Annotated in this window: 18 protein-coding genes and 1 other RNA gene; 1 reads left to right on the forward strand and 18 read right to left on the reverse strand. The window is 32.5% G+C overall.

Annotation, left to right across the window (positions count from 1 at the left end):
* Positions 1-49: 49 nt before the first annotated feature.
* The 10 genes from HMPREF1630_RS07795 to HMPREF1630_RS07840 all read right to left on the reverse strand — a co-directional run bounded on the left by HMPREF1630_RS07795 (position 50) and on the right by HMPREF1630_RS07840 (position 9,809).
* Positions 50-1,762: a proline--tRNA ligase gene (locus HMPREF1630_RS07795; protein ID WP_037328572.1), complete on the reverse strand. Its 1,713-nt coding sequence runs from the start codon at positions 1,760-1,762 to the stop codon at positions 50-52.
* Entirely contained in the window at positions 1,762-3,855 is a 2,094-nt protein-coding gene (locus HMPREF1630_RS07800; RefSeq protein ID WP_037328573.1) for a Tex-like N-terminal domain-containing protein, read from the reverse strand. The genes HMPREF1630_RS07795 and HMPREF1630_RS07800 overlap by 1 nt, the downstream gene beginning before the upstream one ends.
* A 7-nt stretch (positions 3,856-3,862) precedes the next feature.
* Complete coding sequence (locus tag HMPREF1630_RS07805) at positions 3,863-4,612, reverse strand: TraX family protein (RefSeq protein ID WP_052039410.1); 750 nt, start codon at positions 4,610-4,612, stop codon at positions 3,863-3,865.
* Positions 4,613-5,770 carry a hypothetical protein gene (locus HMPREF1630_RS07810; protein ID WP_037328574.1) on the reverse strand — a complete coding sequence of 386 codons (1,158 nt, stop codon included), beginning with the start codon at positions 5,768-5,770 and terminating at the stop codon, positions 4,613-4,615. It abuts the gene before it with no gap.
* A gap of 437 nt (positions 5,771-6,207) precedes the next feature.
* Entirely contained in the window at positions 6,208-6,381 is a 174-nt protein-coding gene (locus HMPREF1630_RS07815; RefSeq protein WP_004828853.1) for an indolepyruvate ferredoxin oxidoreductase subunit alpha, read from the reverse strand.
* Positions 6,382-6,504: 123 nt separating this feature from the next.
* Positions 6,505-7,314, reverse strand: coding sequence for a PSP1 domain-containing protein (locus HMPREF1630_RS07820; protein WP_004828852.1), 810 nt, complete (start codon positions 7,312-7,314; stop codon positions 6,505-6,507).
* On the reverse strand, positions 7,314-8,102 hold the full coding sequence (locus HMPREF1630_RS07825; protein ID WP_037328575.1) for a DNA polymerase III subunit delta': 789 nt from the start codon (positions 8,100-8,102) through the stop codon (positions 7,314-7,316). The genes HMPREF1630_RS07820 and HMPREF1630_RS07825 overlap by 1 nt, the downstream gene beginning before the upstream one ends.
* Positions 8,099-8,428 carry a cyclic-di-AMP receptor gene (locus HMPREF1630_RS07830; protein ID WP_004828850.1) on the reverse strand — a complete coding sequence of 110 codons (330 nt, stop codon included), beginning with the start codon at positions 8,426-8,428 and terminating at the stop codon, positions 8,099-8,101. The genes HMPREF1630_RS07825 and HMPREF1630_RS07830 overlap by 4 nt, the downstream gene beginning before the upstream one ends.
* Before the next feature lies 1 nt (position 8,429).
* The gene (gene tmk, locus HMPREF1630_RS07835; RefSeq protein WP_037328576.1) at positions 8,430-9,053 is read right to left on the reverse strand and encodes a dTMP kinase; all 624 of its coding nucleotides are present in this window, start codon (positions 9,051-9,053) and stop codon (positions 8,430-8,432) included.
* A gap of 105 nt (positions 9,054-9,158) precedes the next feature.
* The gene (locus HMPREF1630_RS07840; RefSeq protein ID WP_037328578.1) at positions 9,159-9,809 is read right to left on the reverse strand and encodes a 50S ribosomal protein L25; all 651 of its coding nucleotides are present in this window, start codon (positions 9,807-9,809) and stop codon (positions 9,159-9,161) included.
* A 159-nt stretch (positions 9,810-9,968) separates the two neighbouring features.
* Here HMPREF1630_RS07840 and tpx point away from each other — a divergent pair, with 159 nt between their 5' ends.
* Complete coding sequence (tpx, locus tag HMPREF1630_RS07845; protein ID WP_037328580.1) at positions 9,969-10,481, forward strand: thiol peroxidase; 513 nt, start codon at positions 9,969-9,971, stop codon at positions 10,479-10,481.
* A 56-nt stretch (positions 10,482-10,537) separates the two neighbouring features.
* Here the strand turns inward: tpx and HMPREF1630_RS09355 are convergent, their stop codons facing one another.
* The 8 genes from HMPREF1630_RS09355 to dnaG form a co-directional block, all read right to left on the reverse strand.
* On the reverse strand, positions 10,538-11,530 hold the full coding sequence (locus tag HMPREF1630_RS09355; RefSeq protein WP_081931891.1) for a lipid II:glycine glycyltransferase FemX: 993 nt from the start codon (positions 11,528-11,530) through the stop codon (positions 10,538-10,540).
* Positions 11,530-12,315: a bifunctional 5,10-methylenetetrahydrofolate dehydrogenase/5,10-methenyltetrahydrofolate cyclohydrolase gene (locus tag HMPREF1630_RS07855; RefSeq protein WP_037328582.1), complete on the reverse strand. Its 786-nt coding sequence runs from the start codon at positions 12,313-12,315 to the stop codon at positions 11,530-11,532. The genes HMPREF1630_RS09355 and HMPREF1630_RS07855 overlap by 1 nt, the downstream gene beginning before the upstream one ends.
* A gap of 56 nt (positions 12,316-12,371) precedes the next feature.
* Positions 12,372-13,679 carry a C40 family peptidase gene (locus HMPREF1630_RS07860; protein WP_037328583.1) on the reverse strand — a complete coding sequence of 436 codons (1,308 nt, stop codon included), beginning with the start codon at positions 13,677-13,679 and terminating at the stop codon, positions 12,372-12,374.
* Between the two features lie 255 nt (positions 13,680-13,934).
* Positions 13,935-14,273: RNase P RNA component class A (gene rnpB, locus HMPREF1630_RS09255), an RNA gene on the reverse strand.
* Between the two features lie 36 nt (positions 14,274-14,309).
* The gene (locus tag HMPREF1630_RS07865) at positions 14,310-15,083 is read right to left on the reverse strand and encodes a Nif3-like dinuclear metal center hexameric protein (RefSeq protein WP_037328584.1); all 774 of its coding nucleotides are present in this window, start codon (positions 15,081-15,083) and stop codon (positions 14,310-14,312) included.
* A complete protein-coding gene (locus HMPREF1630_RS07870) occupies positions 15,065-15,757 on the reverse strand; it encodes a tRNA (adenine(22)-N(1))-methyltransferase (RefSeq protein WP_004828842.1) in 693 nt (230 codons plus the stop codon). Before HMPREF1630_RS07870 ends, HMPREF1630_RS07865 begins: the two co-directional genes overlap by 19 nt.
* Entirely contained in the window at positions 15,758-17,560 is a 1,803-nt protein-coding gene (rpoD, locus tag HMPREF1630_RS09360) for an RNA polymerase sigma factor RpoD (RefSeq protein WP_197049879.1), read from the reverse strand.
* Entirely contained in the window at positions 17,547-19,214 is a 1,668-nt protein-coding gene (gene dnaG / locus HMPREF1630_RS07880) for a DNA primase (protein ID WP_037328586.1), read from the reverse strand. The genes rpoD and dnaG overlap by 14 nt, the downstream gene beginning before the upstream one ends.
* Positions 19,215-19,359: the final 145 nt, after the last annotated feature.

Below are 19,359 nucleotides of genomic sequence, written 5' to 3' on the forward strand. Positions count from 1 at the left end.
GGGCAGTGCCCTATTTAATTCTATACTCTATATCATACCCATTCAGGGCTTAATCTTCCAAATCTTTTTGGATATTTTCGCAAACTAGGTTGATAGCTTCATTTGCATCTATATTTTTATTTTCCATTTCTGCCCTGGTTGAATATTCTACTATTGAATCCTTGGCATCTTTTCCAACTGTAATCCTATATGGAATACCAATTAGATCCCTATCATTAAATTTAACGCCTGGACGCTCTTTCCTATCATCAAGAACAACATCTATTCTTCTTGCCTTTAACTTTTTGTAAATATCCTCTGCAAGCTTAGCTTGATCTTCGTCATTTGGCTTAATTAAGGTAATAATGACTTCAAATGGAGCGACACTTGTTGGCCAGATAATGCCTTTATCATCATGATATTGCTCTACAATAGCTGATATTGACCTTGAAATACCTATACCATAAGAACCCATTTCAAAGTATTTAGAAACACCGTTTTGGTCTAAGAAAGTTGCATCTAAGGCTTTTGAGTATTTAGTTCCAAGTTGGAAAATATTTCCTACTTCAATACCTCTTGCAGATTTATAAGTTCCTGACCCATCAAAAGCTTGGTCGCCCTCTTTGGCTAAGATTAAATCTTCGGCTATTTCTCCTTCAAAGTCTCTGCCATAATTTGCATTTATATAATGATAGCCAGGCTTGTTGGCGCCCACTACCAGGTTATTTATCTTTGTTAGTGACTCGTCTACTATTACCCTAGCATCTTCTATACCGATTGGTCCAGTATAACCAGCTGGTGCCTTAGTATGTTTTTCAATTGTCTCATCATCAGACATTTCAATTTCGTGCTCTGGGACTTGTAGATAAGATATAAGCTTTGCCATATTTAGTTCCCTATCACCTGGAATAAATACAAATACTGGCTCGCCTTGCACAATAAGGTCAATTGCCTTAGCACATCTTTTAGCCTCGGTATTTAAAAATGTTGATACATCTTCTATGGTTTTTTTATCTGTAGTTTCTACAAGTTCGATATTTTTTAATTCTTCTTCAAGTGGGCTTATGAAAGACCTTGCTTTTTCGTCTGTGTAGGCAGAATTACTATTTTCTGTATAAAGAATTACTCCCTCACCAGATTCTGAAAGGGCAATAAATTCGTGAGATTTATGACCACCCATAGCACCTGTATCACCTTCAACAATTTTATAGTCAAGTTTCATCTTATCAAAGGCATACTCATAAGATTCCCACATATTCATATAGGCTTTCTCAAGACCTGCTTGGTCTTCATCAAAGGTGTAGGCATCTTTCATCAAGAAATCCCTAGACCTATTTATACCAAACCTTGGTCTCTTTTCGTCCCTAAACTTATCTACTATTTGGTAAAGATTTACTGGTAGTTGTTTATAAGAATTTAATTCATCTTTTATTAAGTCTACGAAAGCTTCTTCTGCTGTTGGTCCAAGGGCATATTCTCTTTCGTGCCTATCCTTTAATTTAAACATTTCAGGTCCAAAAGTCTCCCATCTGGTTGACTTATCCCAGATTTGTCTTGGTTGAAGGATTGAAGTAGCAACTTCAATAGCCCCATAGCTATCCATAGCATCTCTTACAATAGCTTCGATTTTATTTAAAACTTTTTTGCCAAGTGGCAAAAATGAATAAATACCAGATGCTTGTTGTCTAATAAAAGCACCTCTTACAAGTAATTTGTGACTAGCTGTTTCTGCATCAACCGGATCTTCTCTTAGGGTTGGCATATAATAGTTCGATAATCTCATTAGTTTTCACTCCTCATTGAAAGACCAATTCTTTCTTTCTTCTTATCTATTTCTATAATTCTAACACTTACCACCTGTGAATTTGTTAATTCATCGTGTGGATTTTTTACAAACTTATCAGAAATTTCTGATACGTGGACCAAGCCGTCTATTCCAACACCAATATCCACGAAGGCACCAAAATCAGTTATATTTCTGACCTTGCCCTTAAGGACCATTCCTACTTTTAGGTCGTCAATACCCATTATTTCTTTCTTGGTTAGGACTTCTGGGTTATCTTCTCTAGGATCACGTCCTGGTTTTTTTAACTCAGCAATTATATCCTTTAAGGTAGGGATTCCTACTTCTAATTCTTCCGCAACTTTTTCTATATCTATTTTATCCAAATCCAAATCTTGAATCTTTTTTGCTATCTTATAGGACTCAGGATGGACCGCTGTATTGTCTAAGATTTCGGGCGATGATGGAAACCTTAGAAATCCTGCTGCAAGTTCGTAGGTTTTTTTGCCAAGGCCCTTAACATCTAACAAGTCCTTCCTATATACTAATTTGCCTTCTTTGAAATCTTCTTCGATTCTTTTAGCAAGATTTTGATTAAGACCTGATACATATGATAGAAGTTTATAAGAAGCATTGTTTATTGCAACACCTACTTCATTTACAGCATCTTCTACAACCTTAGAAAGCTCTTCGTCAAGCTTCTTGCTATCAAGATCGTGTTGATATTGACCAACGCCTATGTGTTTTGGCTCAATTTTTACAAGTTCAGCCATAGGATCTTGCAGGCGCCTTGCCATTGAAATTGCCCCTCTAATTGTTACATCAAGATCTGGAAATTCTTCTTCACCCAAACTTGATGCAGAATATACACTAGCACCAGCCTCATTAACTATGGCATAAGAAACTCCATCAACTTCCTTAATTAGCTTATCAACTACAAGCTCTGTTTCTCTAGAAGCTGTTGCATTTCCTAAAGCAATCAAGGTTACACCGTATTTTTTTATCAATGCTTTTAGTGTTGCTATAGCTTCCTTTTCTTTTTTGTGGGGTTCTACAGGATATATTACTGCTTGGTCTAAGTATTTTCCGTTTTTATCTACAACTGCCACCTTACAACCTGTCCTAAAACCTGGGTCAAGGCCCATAACTACCTGACCCTTTAACGGTCTTTGGAGCAAGTAAGGTTTTAAGTTGTTTCCAAAAACTCTTATCGACTCATCACTAGCTTCTTCTGTAAGTTTATTGCGAAGCTCTGTCGTAATTGATGGAACCATGAGTCTCTTATAAGCATCATCTATTGTAAGTTCAACAAGTTCTTTTTGATAAGGATTAAAGTCCCTATCTTGGCTAACAAGCTTGTAAATTAAGCTTTTGTTGTAGGCGTCTGAAAATTCTATTTTGACATTAAGTACATCTTCCTTTTCGGCCCTATTTATAGCTAGAATCTGGAAGGACTTAAGGTCTTTAAGTTTCTTAGAAAAATCATGGTAGGATTCGTATAAGCTATCCTCTTCTGCCTTAAGGCTTGTTATCAAAGATGCTCTTAATAAACCATCACGCCTAATAATATTTCTTACATCAATTGTATTTGCAATATCTTCAGCAAGGATATCAAGAGATCTAGCTATCACGTCTTTCTCATCATCAAGGCCTTCTTTTATGTAGGATGTAGCAGCTTGTAGGGCTTCATCTTCACTAGATATTTCTGTAAGAAGTTTGTTTAAAAATTCTTCCAACCCTAATTCCCTTGCTATATCTGCCCTAGTCTTTCTCCTAGACTTGTATGGAGCATAAATATCCTCAAGGATGGTAAGAGAATTACTAGCAAGGATTTTTTCCCTTAGTTCATCTGTCAATTGGCCCTTTTCGTCAATCAGTTTTATAATTTCTTCTTGTCTTTTTTCTATATTACGAAGTCTACTAAGATTTTTTTCAATTTCTCTTATCTCAACATCGGTTAGATTTCCTGTAACTTCCTTCCTATATCTTGCTATAAAGGCAACAGTTGAGCCTTCATCCAGGAGTTTAATTACATTTTTGATTCTTTCTTCATTAATATTTAATTCTTTTGATAAAATTTCTATAATTTTCATAATTTCCTTAAAATAAAATAACTTTCAATAAGTAAATAACTATTAAGTGAGCCGGATAAAATCCATAAAAATACCACCTATTATAGCTACCTCTTTTGCCATTATATAAAAGAATAAGGGGTATTGATAGGTAGACAATATAAGGTATTGTAAGCTCCATGCCTGTAAAGTTTGCCTCAAAAGCAAATCCAATAAGAATAGCTAGACCTGTTAATAGCCTGTTATCTTTGGCAAAATAAAGTAAAGCAATGGCGAAAATCGCATATGCATCATAGTCAGTCATAAACAATCTCGCAATAAAAGATATAGCTAAAAATATTATAATACCACCACACAATTTCAAAGTATTATTGATGTGGCTACTTTGTATCATCTCCCAAATATATACCATAAGGGCTCCTAAAAATAGGGAGAAAAAAACATTTTGACTATAAATATTAAAAAAGCTATCCTCAAAAGCCAAGTCAAAGGGAATTTCTGAAATCAAAGCAAAAATTAAAAGTCTCTTTAAATATTTTTCTTTATTTTCACTTAGAATAATTCCTTGAACTACCATAAAACAAAAAAGTGGCATGGATATACGGCCTATGAGAGTAAAAAGGTCAGCTAATTTTACACAGTCAAATCCATAAAGAAAACCTGACTGGGCAAGGTGGCTTAGAAACATAGCCCCACAGGCTATAATTTTTAAATCTTCACTTGTAAAATGTTCTCGGCTAGTCTGCCAAACATATTTAAAATTTCGTTTATCAATCATCTAGTAATTCCCCTTGATAAAATTAATCTTATATCTAGGAAAATTCATAGAAATCTCTCTTCCAGTTTGACTTTTAGCGCCCTCTTTTTCCATATCTACTATTTGGCTCGGGTCAAAAAATACTAGCTTAAAATCTTCATTAAGCCTTGATATAATAGTAAGTTCAAACTTGTAAACTTCTCTTTCGACTCCATATGCAATCAAAAGATCCATAAACCTACCATAGTCGTAATCATTGTAATCGTCAAAACTTAAGGTGATTTTATAATCGTGGTCCTCATTAACATGAAAATTCGCCTTCTTACTTGTATAAGAATGCTCATCTCCTGTCTTCAAATTGATTAAAGCAATCTTAGTAATATTTGGATTTGACTCCTCAACCAGCTTGATTACGTCTTTATCAGTCAAGTCTTTCTCAATATTCTTAAGCATTTTAATATTTTTAACATCTTTATTAATATCTGAAATAGATATCGGATTGATTACTTTTTTATTAGAAGGCTCGTGATTCTTGCTAATATTATTAGACTCTCCATGATTTTTTATATTTTTTCTTAATATCCTTCCATGATTAATGCTAGTCTTATCATCAGAATCATAAAGGTAGGCCTTAATATCTTCAAAATCCATATTATCATTAATTCTCAGACTCTCCTTTTCGCTCAAGTATAGGTAGGTAGAATAAAGCGTCCTAAATGCCATATATAAGAATGAAAGGCTTGTGAAGAGCGATACAATATTTTTTGGTATAAAAGAATTAAAGTTAATAACATTTATGATTAGCATAATAAAAAATGGACGAATACCTGTGAAAGTCATAAAATTTTTAAGGCTTGACTGTTCTTCATCATCATATTTTTTACTAAGCTTAACAAGCATAAGTGTAACCCTAATTAAAAAATTAATAAAGCCAACAATATAAAGGCCTGTTATCAGCTTATAAGCTAAAGGAAACTGGTCATAAATCCCAAACGGTAGAGATTTTATTGTATAATCGATAAGAAAGGTAGTTGCTAATAAAAATAATCCTGACTTCCTAAAAGTTTTTGAGATAATAAAAAATAAAAATAAAACCACAAAAACTGCTATAGCATAACCTATGATTGGGTAATTTAATATTAAATTGTAAATTTGATTTATTAATATTTCTATCTCCATAACATCTCCATTATATAATTATATCAAATTCCTTGATTTTAACAATATTATTTTAATATATTTTAACTATTAAGCCAAAAGAAAAAACTCTTAACCCAGCCTATGGATTAAGAGATATTTTGTAAAATCAAAATTTTTTTTACATAAATCCTATATATTTTTTCAATATTAATTGGTTTAATCATTAAGTCTTTAAAATAAATTTATTATTAATAGCTTGACTTTCACTAAAAGAAAATTTTCTTCATATTTTATAACCTATATCAATATAGGCGACACCTTAACCCTAACCTTAGTGGATAATCCCTGTGGGTAACTTTTATTCTATCTAAATCAATTGTTCATTTTCTTTACCAGTTAGATTTTCTTTTTCTAAATCTAGCAAATTTTGAAAATAAAAAGACTCCCGAAGGAGCCTTTGTCTTTATGTAATTAAATTATTCTTGGTCTATTGCTTCTACTGGGCAAACTGCTGAGCATGAACCACAATCTATACAAGCATTAGCATCTATTTCATAAGCTGCATCACCTTGTGAGATTGCTCCAACTGGGCATTCACCTTCGCATGAACCACAAGAAATACATGTATTTTCATCTATTTTATATGCCATAATTTCCTCCTATAATTGTTATATGATAAGTATACAACTATATACAGCTTTTGTCAAACATTTTTATAGTTTTATACTTAATTATGGCAAATAATGATTATTTATACAAATTAATAATGATTATCAATTACATTTGACCAAGTCAGATGCCTTATAGTATTCCTCAATCTCTACATCATCTTCTGTCTTAACTCTTACCTTGCAGGCTTCTTTTACAAAATCATTTGTAAGTACGATTCCTACCCCATCTACAGTTTCCACTCTCGTTCCAGGTTTTGGCATATATTTTTTGGCCCTAAGATAGTTATCTTCTTCGAATGATAGGCAACACATAAGCCTTCCACAAACACCAGAAATCTTTGCAGGATCCAAGGTAATGCCTTGATCTTTTGCCATTTTTATTGATAAGGGCGAAAAGTCTGTCATAAACCTAGAACAACAAGACTTCTGTCCGCAAGTACCATGAAAGCCTTTAAGTTTTGCGTGATCTCTAACACCAATTTGTCTTAATTCTATCCTATTTTTAAAAATTGAGGCTAAGTCCTTAACAAGCGACCTAAAATCAACCCTATTATCAGCAGTGAAATAAAAAGTGATCTTTGACCTATCAAAACTATATTCACTGTCAACTATTTTCATTTGTAATTTATACGAATAGGCTTTCTCTTGGGCAATTTTTATCGCTTCATTCGCATCTTCTAAATTTAGCCTGTATGTTTCTAAATCTATTTCTGTAGCCTTTCTTATAACTGGTGAAAGAGTTTTATCAAACTTTTTTTCATCTATTTCTATATTAGCAAGGGCTACTTCTGCTAGCTCCAAACCGTTTGAGCTTTCAACTATCACCCTATCCTTAAAATTCAGAATTAAATTGTTGGCGGAAAAATAATAAATCTTGCCCGCCCCTTTAAATCTTATTCCAACAACGTTCATTAACTATGCCTACCTTCTCTATATATGTTCAAAAATATATTATCAACACTCAATTCGAAATTTACATTATTCTTGAAAGACCCATATATCTGTTCAAATTTTGCTAGGAGCTTCTCAATTTTAGTCAGGTCTAACTTGCTAAGGCTTTCAATATTGTAAGCATAAGTCGAATTACCAATCTTAGCTAAATATTTATTATCAACGATGTCTGACAATATTTTTATCAAAGCCTCCATAAAACTAGCCTTGTCTTCCTTAAAATTTAGCAAAAAATCCCTCTCCTTATAAAAGGTAGATAAGTCACCGTCATAAACTTTGGCGAAAATTTCAGACAACCTGTCCATATCAACATTAAGGTTTGTATTTACTGTGTTTAGTGAAATAAGCTGACATCTTGACCTTATAGTTGGGATGATCTTCCCCCTATTATCGACAGTAAAGATTATAAGACTATAGGATTTTAATTCTTCAAGGCTTTTTAGCATAGCATTGGACGCTTCTTGCCTTAAATTTTGAGCATTTTGAATAATATAGATTTTAATTTTATTATTAATCGGTCTTATTACCATGTCTTTGATAAGACTTCTAATAGTGCCGATGTCGATTATATCCTTATCTATTATTTCTAAATCTGGATTTATATCTATGTTTCCTGTAAATCCATAAGATGCAAATACTTTCTTCGCAAAGTCTTTTGCATATTCGAGGTTATAAGCTAGGTCCTCTCCTTCAATTATATAAGCATTAGATAAGCTATTATTTTTTAGCTGATTATCTAATATACTCATAGTTGTATATATCGTTCTACATCAATTATAAAAATAGTAGCCCCACCCACACTTATTTCTATAGGTACTGTTGAGCTTATTAGCGAACTTTCGCCAGTTGGATTTATAATTGTTGTGGTTGTATTTCTCTTCTTACAATTTTTTTCAATTAAGGCTAGAGCATCATCAAGTTTAGCTTCTTCAACACCTATCAAAAGTGTAGTGTTTCCCTTCTTTAAGAAACCACCTGAGGTAGATAACTTGGTTATCCTGTACCCTTCTTCAGTAAGAGCATCAATTAAAAAATTCACATCTGCATCTTGTACTATAGCAACCAATAACTTCATCTCAATCCTCCAATAATTGGTATATAATGTTTATTACATCTTCTGTCAAATCTTCTATAGATTTTCTTGCATCTACCTTTTTGATTTCGTCTTTATAAAGATCTGCCATCTTCATATAGCCATCAAATATAGTTTTATGAAAAGAAAAATCTTCATTTTCTAACCTATCTGGTAAAAAATTGGCTCTTTTCCTCTCAAGTGCTGTTTTATAATCTATATTAAAAAATAAAGTCAAATCGGGTTTAAGTCCGCCTGTAGCAAAATCATTTATTGTTTTGATATTGTCAACTCCCAAGGCTCTGCCTAGACCTTGGTATAAAAGAGATGACATCACAAACCTATCGCAAATAACAATCTTGCCTTCCTTAAGGTCTGGGGTTATTTTTTCTGCTACAAGTTGGGCCCTAGATGATGCAAACAAAAGCGCTTCTGTCTTGGCATCCATCATGTAATTATCGTTATCTATTATTATAGACCTTATCTTTTCTGAAATGGATGTGCCACCCGGCTCCCTATAATAAGAAATTGAATAATCTTTATTTTCTAGTAACTCTTTAACTTTTTTTATTATTGTGGTTTTTCCAGACCCATCTGGTCCTTCAAAAACTATAAATTTTCCATTCATAATATCATTATACTATAAAGTTGCAAATTAAGTCTAGCTATTAGTAAGTTTAAAATAAGCAATAAAAAAACCATTGTCCTCATATAAGACCAATGGCTTTAAATATTATTCTGCGTCTTCTTCGTCTGCTTCAGTTTCGTTAACTGTTGGTACATCTGCTGCACTTGCTGCTTCAGCATCTTCATCAACAACTACTTCTTCAGAAACTTCTTGTAATGAGCAAACAACTTCATCTTCTTCTACAAGTATTGTGATGTTTTCGTTTGATGCTATGTCAAGATCTGCTACAGTTTTATTATCACCGATTTGTAACTCTTTAACATCAATTTCAGCTGTTTGTGGGATGTATTTTGGTAGACATTCTACTTCTACATTTTCAAGATTTTGTACTAGTACTCCATTAACTTCATTCATATCATCTCTGTTAAGTAGAACTACTGGTACAGTAACTCTGATTGCTTGATTTTGATCGATTGCTTGGAAATCAACATGTAAAAATTGGTTTTTATATGGATGACTAGCGAATTCCTTTATAAGAACTTCCTTGCCTTCACCGTTGATATCTAATGTAATAATAGTAGATGTTCCAGCTTGTCTAAGTACTTTTTCAAAATCTCTAGCTGTAAATTGAACATTTACATTTTCTTGATTTTTAGCATAGATAACTCCTGGAATAAGTTCATTTTTTCTAATTTTTTTAACTTGATTTTTACCAGTAGCTTCTCTTTTTTCTGCTTGTAAAACTATTTTAGCCATTTTGCCTCCTTATTTATTCATACTTGCTAATTATACCTCATCCTTGCCTTATTTACAATATCTATTAAATTAAATATTTTTAGATTTTAATTGATTAAATGTAATTTTTGTAATAGAATAATATGAAGAGATAATTGAAGGAGAAGTAAGGAGATTATAATGGCAAGAAAAGGAAAATTTGGAACTGTTGATATTACCGTTCTTGGTAATGAATTAAGACTTGGCGATAAGGCACCTGACTTTAAAGCTGATAAAATGGATTTAACACCATATAATTTTTATGATGAAGAAGAAAATAAGATTAAAATATTGTCTGTAGTACCTTCTCTAGATACTGATGTTTGTGAACTACAAACAAAGATGTTTCAAAAAGCTACTGATTCATTTTCAGATAATGTAGTTGTTGTCACAGTATCAAACGATCTTCCCTTTGCCCAACTTAGGTTTAAGGCTAATAAGAAAACTGATAAAATAAAGTTTGTTTCTGACTATAACCAAAGAGATTTCTCTAGTAAATATGGAACACTTATTGAAGAATTAAAACTATTGAACCGCTCAGTTTTCGTTGTTGATAAGGATAATACTATCAAGTACGTTCAATATTTAGAGCAAAATACAGACCTTCCTGAGTATGAGGAAGCAATAAAAATTGCTAGGGACCTTGATAGATAAAATGGATATGAAAAATCCCTCCACATGGGGGGATTTTTGCTTTTTTTAAATGATATTTATTTTGTAATCAAAAATTCTTCGTATTTTTCCCTATCATAGACTACATCCAACTCACCTATGAAGTTTGAATACTTGTCTGGATAGCAGAATGATTGTTTAAACCTATATAGGCCATCATTTGTATCAAGACTAAAAGTGCCCCCTAGGTCCAGATAATCAAAACCATTCTTGACTGCCCACTTTATTTCTTCCCAAATCATATTATAATTTGGCATTTTATTTCTCATTTCATTTGAGCTTGCAGCATATAGATAATATACTTTATTACCATACGGGATTAATAATGATGCTGATAGTGGTTTATCTTCAAAATAAGATACAAATATTTGACCACCTAAGTAATCTATTAGTCTTTGATAATAATCCTTTGGTCTATGGCCTATACCTTGCCTTTCAGCCATGATTTTTGTAAGGTCATAAAAAATATCTAGACTTTCATCATCTGTTTTACAAATAGTTTCAATTCCAGCTCTAATAGATTTTCTGACATTATACCTGCCTTTTGATGAAAAACTTTCAAAAATCGCTTCTTCATCATGGCTTGTTATATCAATTATCATATTATACCTAGGCTGAGTAAAAGAATGTGTATCTATTCCTACCGACCTAAAATCGTAACCCATTTTCCTATAATCATAAACTAATTTCTCATCAAAATTAAGCTCTGGGTCCATCCTTAGAAGAAAGGCACCATACTTATCCTTAAGTGGTTCAGCTTCCTTGATTAAAGCCTCAACAAGCTTTATATCTCTAAAGTCACATACAGGTCCCCTTGGAGCGTATAAAAAATGTTTGCCATTGGTATTCTTGATACCTATCACAGACATTGCAGCTATTATTTGTTTGTTTTCTTCTATATAAACATAATCATGAGTCCAATTATTTTTTATTTGTGACCAATTAGTATCTTGCATTGGTCTTGAAAATTCAGAATTTCTTACAAAATCATTATATCTTTTTAATTCTTGGTCATTATTTACTATAGGCATTAATGCATAAGTCCTTCCACTAAAGTTATTGTTGTAATCGATCCAATACCATTTTTGCTTCCTAAGTATTTAACATCAAGGTCCGAAATCGAATCAATATTTATATCACCTATTATCTTACCATTTTTGTAAGAAGTTCCCACATCAATTATCAAAGTGCCCTTGCTAAAAAAAGACCTATCGTAATATTCAGCTTTTCCTATAGCAGATATAAATATATCGGCATTTCTAATATAGTCTTTAGGATTTTTTGTCACACTGTTTATAATTGTTACGCTAGCTCTTTTGGAAGCCAAATACATGGCAAGTGGCCTACCTATAATATTGGTATTGTTAGCTATAACTATATTTTTACCCCTATAGTCAACTTGCTCACTATCCATAAAATTTACGACAGCCCTAACTGTAGCAGGTAAGGCTTCTTTATTACCTTCAAAAATCCTACCAAGACTTTTGTAAGTAAATGAGTCTAAGTCCTTAAGGATAATTTTCTCCTTCAAAAGACACAAGTCCTCACCATCACCAAAGGGCGCGAGCATGATAAAACCATCATTTATATCAAACGAATTTATAAAATCTAAAATTTCCTCTTGACTTTCCTTAGTAAATACCTTATCTATAAAATCAATGCCAAAATCCATACATCTTTTTATAATTACTTGCTTATAGTGGTTTACTTCTTCATTTGGATTCTTGCTTAAAAGTAGAATTTTGTTTTTAAACTCGTAGTTTTCTAGTCTTTCTATTATTTCTCTTCTTAAATTTGTTGTATTTAATAATTCCATAATTTTCCTACTAAAAAACGCCCTAAGCTTTTGCCATGGGCGTCATATTTATAAAATTAGTATATTCTTCTCGCACCTCTAAAGGCTGTTTGGAATGAACCGTTAAAAATATTATCATACCTAACACCTGTTTGTGGAGTAGATGCGTGAATGAATGATCCGTCTGATCCAGTTATCATACCAACGTGGTCGATTCCACCACCACCGAATGAGAAGAATACAAGGTCTCCTGGTTTTAGATTATTAGTATCTACAGCATAACCGTTATTAAATTGAGCCTGTGAGCTATGTGGTAGGTTAACACCAACTTGTTTATAAGCATATGATGTTAGACCTGAGCAATCGAAACCAACATTAGGATCTGATGCACCCCATACATAAGCAGAACCTACAAATTGGCTAGCAACATTAACAGCACCTTGGCCACCTTGACCAGCTTGAGCATTTGTGCTTACAGCTTGTTGTTGAACAACTTTTTCAACTTGTTTAACAGTTTGTTTAACTTGTTGTTTTTGAGCTTCTTTTGCTCTAGCTTCTTCAGCTTTTCTTGCTTCTTCAGCTAATCTAGCCTCTTCAGCAGCTTTAGCTTCTTTTGCTTTTATAGCTTCAGCTTCTGCTCTCTTAGCTTCTTGTTCTGCGTTAATTTTATTAACTAAATCTTGTGGATAATAGTTTGTTAGGTAGTCTACGCTAACATAACCTTCATTAGTAACAAACCAGTTACCTTCAGCATGACCTACTAGCTTATCTCCAGCCTTTATAGTTCTAACTATGTTAGATGTAGATGTGGCATCTTTTGATGCTCTTATATATAAGCTTGGTGTATTTACAAATTTGTTAGAAATTACTGGTGCTTCTTTGGCAACTGCTTTTGGGGAAGCTTGAGCTTGTTCAGTAGTTTCTTGATATGTAGTAGCATCATCTATTTTCTTGTTATCATAGCTAACTACATCCTTAACTTCTGCTTGAGCCTTTTCTTCAATTAGGTCATCAAGGTTTTTAGAATCATATTTAACAACTCCATCTAAATCTTGCTTATTATAAGCAACAACCTCTTGGGCCTTTTCTATTTGTGGCTTTACTAGAGTTTTAGCTGTTTTTTCTATGATTATATCTTTTTTAATCTCTTGGCTAGCTTTTTTTGAGTTTCTCTTGCTGCCAGCGATTTTTGTATTTTTAACTTCTTTTGTATAGTTAGACTTAACGAAAGAATATGAAGAATCAACTTCTTTATTCTCCTCAGTAATTAATGAATTTGTATGTTTATCATTTTCTAAATCTGTTACAGTAGTAGCATAAGCTGTTGCAACTGCCGCTGATGCAGCTATAACTGTTAATGCTGCTCCTATATTTTTTTTACTCATTTTAAATTACTCCTCCATAATTGTCATGAATTGTAAATCTTTTCTTGTCTATTGTTTTTGAAATCTAAATTAATTTTATATCTTTTTAACAAAAAAGTCAATAATTAGTTACAAAAAAATTACACTTATCGGAGGGTTTTTATATATATTAGAGTTTCGCCAAAAATCTTCCCAATATATATAAACAATTACCCGAATAAATGTAATTTAAAATACAATTAATTATAATTTTGTAACTAATTGTGTAGCAATTATGTAAAGAGTAAACCTATAAGCCGTGTTCTGTCGTGGATAATCATCTATCTAGACTTACTATTGCTAGCAAGTTCAAGCGAACTACCATTTCCGGACTGGGCCGAGCAAGCCTCCTAATGTCCATTTTGTTCTTGCACCGGATGGGGTTTACATAGCCTGCCTATCACTAGGACAGCTGGTGAGCTCTTACCTCACCATTCCAACCTTACCAAATTTGGCGGTATACTTTCTGTTGCACTTGCCTGAGGATCACTCCTACTTGACGTTATCAAGCATCCTTGCTCTGTGGTGCACGGACTTTCCTCGTTGCTATTGCCCCGCGATTATCTGATTTACTCCCTAGTTAAGATACCCCTTTTTATTGTAAATGTAAAATTAAATAAAATGTCTAAACCTATCTGTTTTAGAAAACGTATAAACTTCTTGTCCAATTATCTGTTCTATTTCTTTGGCTAGCTTGTAGATAATGTGGTTCTCACTTGCAAAATGCCCTACATCAGCGATAATTATGCCCTTATTAGCCATATCCATTGCTTCATGATACTTTACATCTCCTGTTATTATTAGGTCACAGGATAGGTTTAGAGCGTCTTGTATAAGAAAAGATCCTGCTCCACCACAAAGAGCAACTTTTTCAATCATTTTCTCACAATTACCATAAACAACAATTCCACTAGCTTCCAATTTTTCTTTTACATCTTCTAAAAATTTATGGCAAGGTTTCCTATCGATGTAGCCATATCTTCCAAGTCCAAGTTCTTTGCCTGCTTCTAGGCTTTTAACATCCCTAAGTCCTAAAATATTGGCTAAATTATCATTGACTCCACCCTTTGCTATATCTAAATTTGTATGAAAAGCATAAACTGTAAGGTCATTTTTAATGCATCTTTTAAGTCTATTGTAAAAACCATCCCTAAAATCAATTGAATTTGTTGGATTAAATAGATATGGATGGTGAGTAATGATTAAATTTGCATTAGCTTCTCCAATGGCGTAATCTATGGACTCTTCTTCTAGGTCTAAAGATAAGACTACTCCCTTTAATTCCTCATCTGGGTTTCCCACTTGTAGGCCAGAATTATCCCATTCTTCTTGTAGATCAAAAGGATATTTTTCTTCTAGTTTCTTTATTAGTTCACGAATTCGCATCTTTCTTCCACCTTTCTTATAGCTAATAGCCTGTCAGATATTTTTTTAATAGCCATTTCATCCTGAGATTTTTTCTTGATTTCTTCTAAAAATCCTTGGTTCTTTTTCTTATCTATGGCTAATTTTTCTTTTAATAAATCACTTCTATTTTCTATATCAGTTAAACCGTAGTAATGTTCTTCAAAGGTTAGAGTTTGTTTTTTACCATAAAAAACTTTTAAAATATCATAATACTTTCTATTTTCATAGGATAAAAAATCTTTTTCTATAAAAAATCCCTTTTCATTTAAAAAATGTCTTAGTTCATAAGTGTTCACATTAGATGCAAGGACCATGTAATCAAGATTTTTGGCAAAGTCTAAGCTTCCTTCGATTATTTCTATTATGGTATTAGCTCCCATGCCAGCAATTATGGCTACTTGGTTAGGTTCACTTTTAAGACCTTTAAAACCATCAGTGACCTTAGTTTTTATTATCATTTTTAATTCATCATCTAATCTGTCAACGAGTTTTTGTAGACTAGGCTTTGAAATATCTGTAGCTGTTATGTCGCTAGAAATTTTGTTTTTTGCCAAATATAAAGGAACCAATCCATGATCGGTTCCTACATCTATAATTTTTTTATCTGAATCTAAGATATTAATAATATCTAATAATCTTTTCTTATCTTCCATCTATAAAAAATCTTTCAATAATTCACTTTTGTTAGGAGATTTTAATTTTCTTAAGGCCTTAGCCTCAATTTGTCTAATCCTCTCCCTAGTTACATCAAATTCTTTACCAACTTCTTCGAGGGTGCGTGGAGTACCGTCAATTAAGCCAAACCTTAATTGTAGGACACGTTTCTCCCTAGCCCCTAGGCATGATAAAACATCATTGAGTTGTTCTCTTAACATAGTATAGTTAGCAGCTTCTCCTGGATCTATAGCAGTATCGTCTTCTATAAAATCTCCCAAGTGGCTGTCATCTTCTTCTCCAATTGGAGTTTCTAAACTTACAGGCTCTTGAGCGATCTTTCTTATCTCAGAGACTTTTTCAACCTCAATACCCATGATATCTGCAATTTCTTCATTTGATGGATCTCTTCCCAGGTCTTGAACAAGTTGCCTTTGGATGCGAACTAACTTGTTTATTGTTTCTACCATATGAACTGGTATTCTAATAGTCCTAGCTTGATCAGCTATGGCACGAGTTATGGCTTGTCTAATCCACCAAGTAGCATAAGTTGAAAATTTAAAACCCCTATTGTAGTCGTACTTGTCAACAGCCTTCATAAGACCCATATTACCCTCTTGGATTAAGTCCAAAAAGCTCATTCCACGACCAACATATTTTTTTGCAATTGAAACAACGAGCCTTAGATTAGTTTCGGCGAGTTTTTCCTTAGCTCTTTGTGATTTTAATACATCAACCTTAAGTTTTTTAAGTTCGTCCTCATTAAATTCTTCCCTATTTAACATTTTCAAAGACATATTTCTCTGATCTATTATATATGAAAGATAAGAAGCCTCATCATCAGATAAGATTTTCCTATTTCTGATAGATTCTGCAAATTCAAAAGTCTTCAAAAGATTATCAATAATCATCTGATCATTAGTCTTTATAGCATCCTTATTAGCAGCCTTCTTCAAGAGGTCATTAAAAGAAGAATAAACCATGCTGACTACTTCATCATTCTCGATGATATTTAACATATGATCAAAGGAATCGAATAAATCACAAAGGATATTGGCGTCCTTTCTAGATAAATCATCATCATCTATAGAATTTTGAGCAATATTACAAATTATTATCTTCGCATTTAACTGGTCCAATTGATCCTTATCAAGGTCATCTTCCATAATTTGTTTGAAGAGAGCTCCCATGTTTATAAGACCTTCAAGGTCTTTGATTGTATCTTCACTTAACTTTCTATCATCAAGTAGAGAGCTGTTCGCTTCTTCTAATACCCTAGCTAAGTCTCCAAAGAAAACATCATTTGCCAGTTTATTTTTGTTTTGTTTGCTAAACTTATAACCGTGTAAAGATTTATGTGCAATCTCGCCAGTTTCCATGCGTCTAGCGAGAATAATCTCTTCTGTAGCAGTAAGCAAGTCTACCTTACCAATTTCTTTAAGATACATCTTTACTGGGTCATCAAGTTTAATGCCGACTAGGTTATCTACGGTCTTATCTATTTCTTTTTCTAATTCTTTTTCGTCAATCTCTTCTTCTTGCTCTTCTTCTTCGATGTCATCTTCAATTTCTTCTTCTTGGTCGAGCTCAGTTTCCGATCTCTCAACAATTTCTATCCCAGAACTTGCGATTCTAGCAAGAATTAGCTTTTGACTCTCTTTATCCATATCTTTAAAATCATCGAAATCAAAAATTTGGCTATAAGTAATCATACCATCTTGACTCTCGCTTAAAGATTCAAACTCTTCGATAATCTCATTTAGAACATCATCTTCGAGCAATTTATTATCATCGCTGTTCATCATCTCTCCCCTTACTATTTATAGGACTCCTTCTAAGGTTATTTCTCTTTTGAATCCTTTCATATAGGTTTATCTTATCTCTTAACTCACTAACTAAAATTGGATTATTATCATCCATTACATAGTCAAGCATATATCTATAGTCACTATCAGCTTTATTAAACTTATCAACTTCTTTATTTATAAGGAAATCTCTAAAATTTTTAGCCTTGGGACTAGTCAAATACTTATCAAAATAATCAGAGTTTTCTTTATAATCTTCCTGCTGATTAAAGATAAGTCTTAATATTTCAAGTTCATGAGCGTTTATATCAGTCTTTTTTTCTTCAACAACTATATTTGGCTCAGGAAAATTATCTTTATATATTTTATCTTTATGATGTTTGTTATTATACTTTGAAATAGCACCTTTTAAAGTCTGTTTATCAATATCAAAGAGGTTTGAAACCTTGTTAATAAAAATTTCCCTAGTCAAATCTTGATTAATAGAAGCTAAAAAACCAATAAATTGATTAAGTTTTTCAAGTTTTTCATTTTCACTAGCTTGAGAATAGCCATCCAAAATTTGCTCGTAAGTGTAGTTATACTCATCAACAGCTTCATTAATTTTATTTTCAAAAGCCTCTTTGCCATATTTTTTTACATACTCATCAGGATCAAGACCCTCACCTAGCTGTATTATACTTACCCCAATTTCAGCTTCTTTAAATATTTCTATAGCTCTTTTTGTAGCTTTTATACCAGCAGAATCTGAATCATAACAAATATAAATATTATCAGCATATCTTTTTGCTAGTTTTGCTTGCTCAACAGTTAGGGCTGTACCAAGGCTTGCAACTGCAAGGTCAATTCCATTATTATTTAAAGCGATGACATCCATATATCCTTCTACAAGGATCAAATCACGCTTAGATTGCTTCTTAAAAATATTTAAGCCATAAAGATTAAATCTTTTTTTAAATACATCTGATTCAGGTGAATTTAGGTACTTAGGCATGGTATTATCAATTGACCTTCCGCCAAAACCTATTATCCTCCCATAAGTATCAATGATTGGAAAAATAATTCGATTTCTGTACTTGTCATAAAATTTGCCATTTTTAGATTTAGCTATTAGCCCAAGTTCAAAAAGGTCATCTTCATTTATATTTTTTGATTTTGCAAAAGATAGCAAATCATCCCAACTATCTTTGGCATAGCCCAACATAAATGTATTTACAATATTACTCCTAAGCCCTCTCTTAAGAAGGTAGTCTTGAGGTGCCTTAGTTGTAAGTAAATTTTTATAAAAATACATCATTATTTCTTTATTTATTTCATAAAGCCTAACTTTCTTCTGATTAACTTCAGGATTTTCAGTAAAAACTATATTTATACCAGCCTTATGAGCTAAATATTTAAGGCTTTCTGGATAGGACAAGCCTTCTTTTTGCATTATAAAAGAAACAACGTCTCCACCTGCTCCGCACCCGAAACAGTGAAATAATTGTTTCTTCTTATCTACTGTAAAAGATGGGGTTTTCTCATTATGAAAAGGACATAGACCCTTATAAGATGAACCTGCCTTCTTAAGGTCGACATATTCACCAATTATATCTACTATGTCTGAATTTTCTTTTATTTGATTAATCATGTCATCTGATATTAAACTCATCTTCTCACCTAATAAAATTATACTTTTCTTGTAATTTTAATCAATTAACCCCAGCTTAAAACAAAAATCAAAAAATATTTCCTATCTTTATTAAAAAAAATATATATTTTCTTATAATAATTAGAAAAATATTTCAAATAATGTC

The organism is Anaerococcus lactolyticus S7-1-13 (assembly GCF_000758765.1).
GTDB classification, from domain to species: Bacteria; Bacillota; Clostridia; order Tissierellales; family Peptoniphilaceae; genus Anaerococcus; species Anaerococcus lactolyticus.

Coding starts and splice junctions, on each gene's coding strand:
- HMPREF1630_RS07830 (WP_004828850.1), bottom strand. CDS start 8,428: ATGAAGTTATTGGTTGCTATAGTACAAGATGCAGATGTGAATTTTTTA.
- rpoD (WP_197049879.1), bottom strand. CDS start 17,560: ATGAACAGCGATGATAATAAATTGCTCGAAGATGATGTTCTAAATGAG.
- HMPREF1630_RS07795 (WP_037328572.1), bottom strand. CDS start 1,762: ATGAGATTATCGAACTATTATATGCCAACCCTAAGAGAAGATCCGGTT.
- HMPREF1630_RS07865 (WP_037328584.1), bottom strand. CDS start 15,083: ATGCGAATTCGTGAACTAATAAAGAAACTAGAAGAAAAATATCCTTTT.
- HMPREF1630_RS09355 (WP_081931891.1), bottom strand. CDS start 11,530: ATGCCTATAGTAAATAATGACCAAGAATTAAAAAGATATAATGATTTT.
- HMPREF1630_RS07870 (WP_004828842.1), bottom strand. CDS start 15,757: ATGGAAGATAAGAAAAGATTATTAGATATTATTAATATCTTAGATTCA.
- tmk (WP_037328576.1), bottom strand. CDS start 9,053: ATGAATGGAAAATTTATAGTTTTTGAAGGACCAGATGGGTCTGGAAAA.
- HMPREF1630_RS07810 (WP_037328574.1), bottom strand. CDS start 5,770: ATGGAGATAGAAATATTAATAAATCAAATTTACAATTTAATATTAAAT.
- HMPREF1630_RS07805 (WP_052039410.1), bottom strand. CDS start 4,612: ATGATTGATAAACGAAATTTTAAATATGTTTGGCAGACTAGCCGAGAA.
- HMPREF1630_RS07860 (WP_037328583.1), bottom strand. CDS start 13,679: ATGAGTAAAAAAAATATAGGAGCAGCATTAACAGTTATAGCTGCATCA.
- tpx (WP_037328580.1), top strand. CDS start 9,969: ATGGCAAGAAAAGGAAAATTTGGAACTGTTGATATTACCGTTCTTGGT.
- HMPREF1630_RS07820 (WP_004828852.1), bottom strand. CDS start 7,314: ATGAACGTTGTTGGAATAAGATTTAAAGGGGCGGGCAAGATTTATTAT.
- HMPREF1630_RS07855 (WP_037328582.1), bottom strand. CDS start 12,315: ATGGAATTATTAAATACAACAAATTTAAGAAGAGAAATAATAGAAAGA.
- dnaG (WP_037328586.1), bottom strand. CDS start 19,214: ATGAGTTTAATATCAGATGACATGATTAATCAAATAAAAGAAAATTCA.
- HMPREF1630_RS07840 (WP_037328578.1), bottom strand. CDS start 9,809: ATGGCTAAAATAGTTTTACAAGCAGAAAAAAGAGAAGCTACTGGTAAA.
- HMPREF1630_RS07800 (WP_037328573.1), bottom strand. CDS start 3,855: ATGAAAATTATAGAAATTTTATCAAAAGAATTAAATATTAATGAAGAA.
- HMPREF1630_RS07815 (WP_004828853.1), bottom strand. CDS start 6,381: ATGGCATATAAAATAGATGAAAATACATGTATTTCTTGTGGTTCATGC.
- HMPREF1630_RS07825 (WP_037328575.1), bottom strand. CDS start 8,102: ATGAGTATATTAGATAATCAGCTAAAAAATAATAGCTTATCTAATGCT.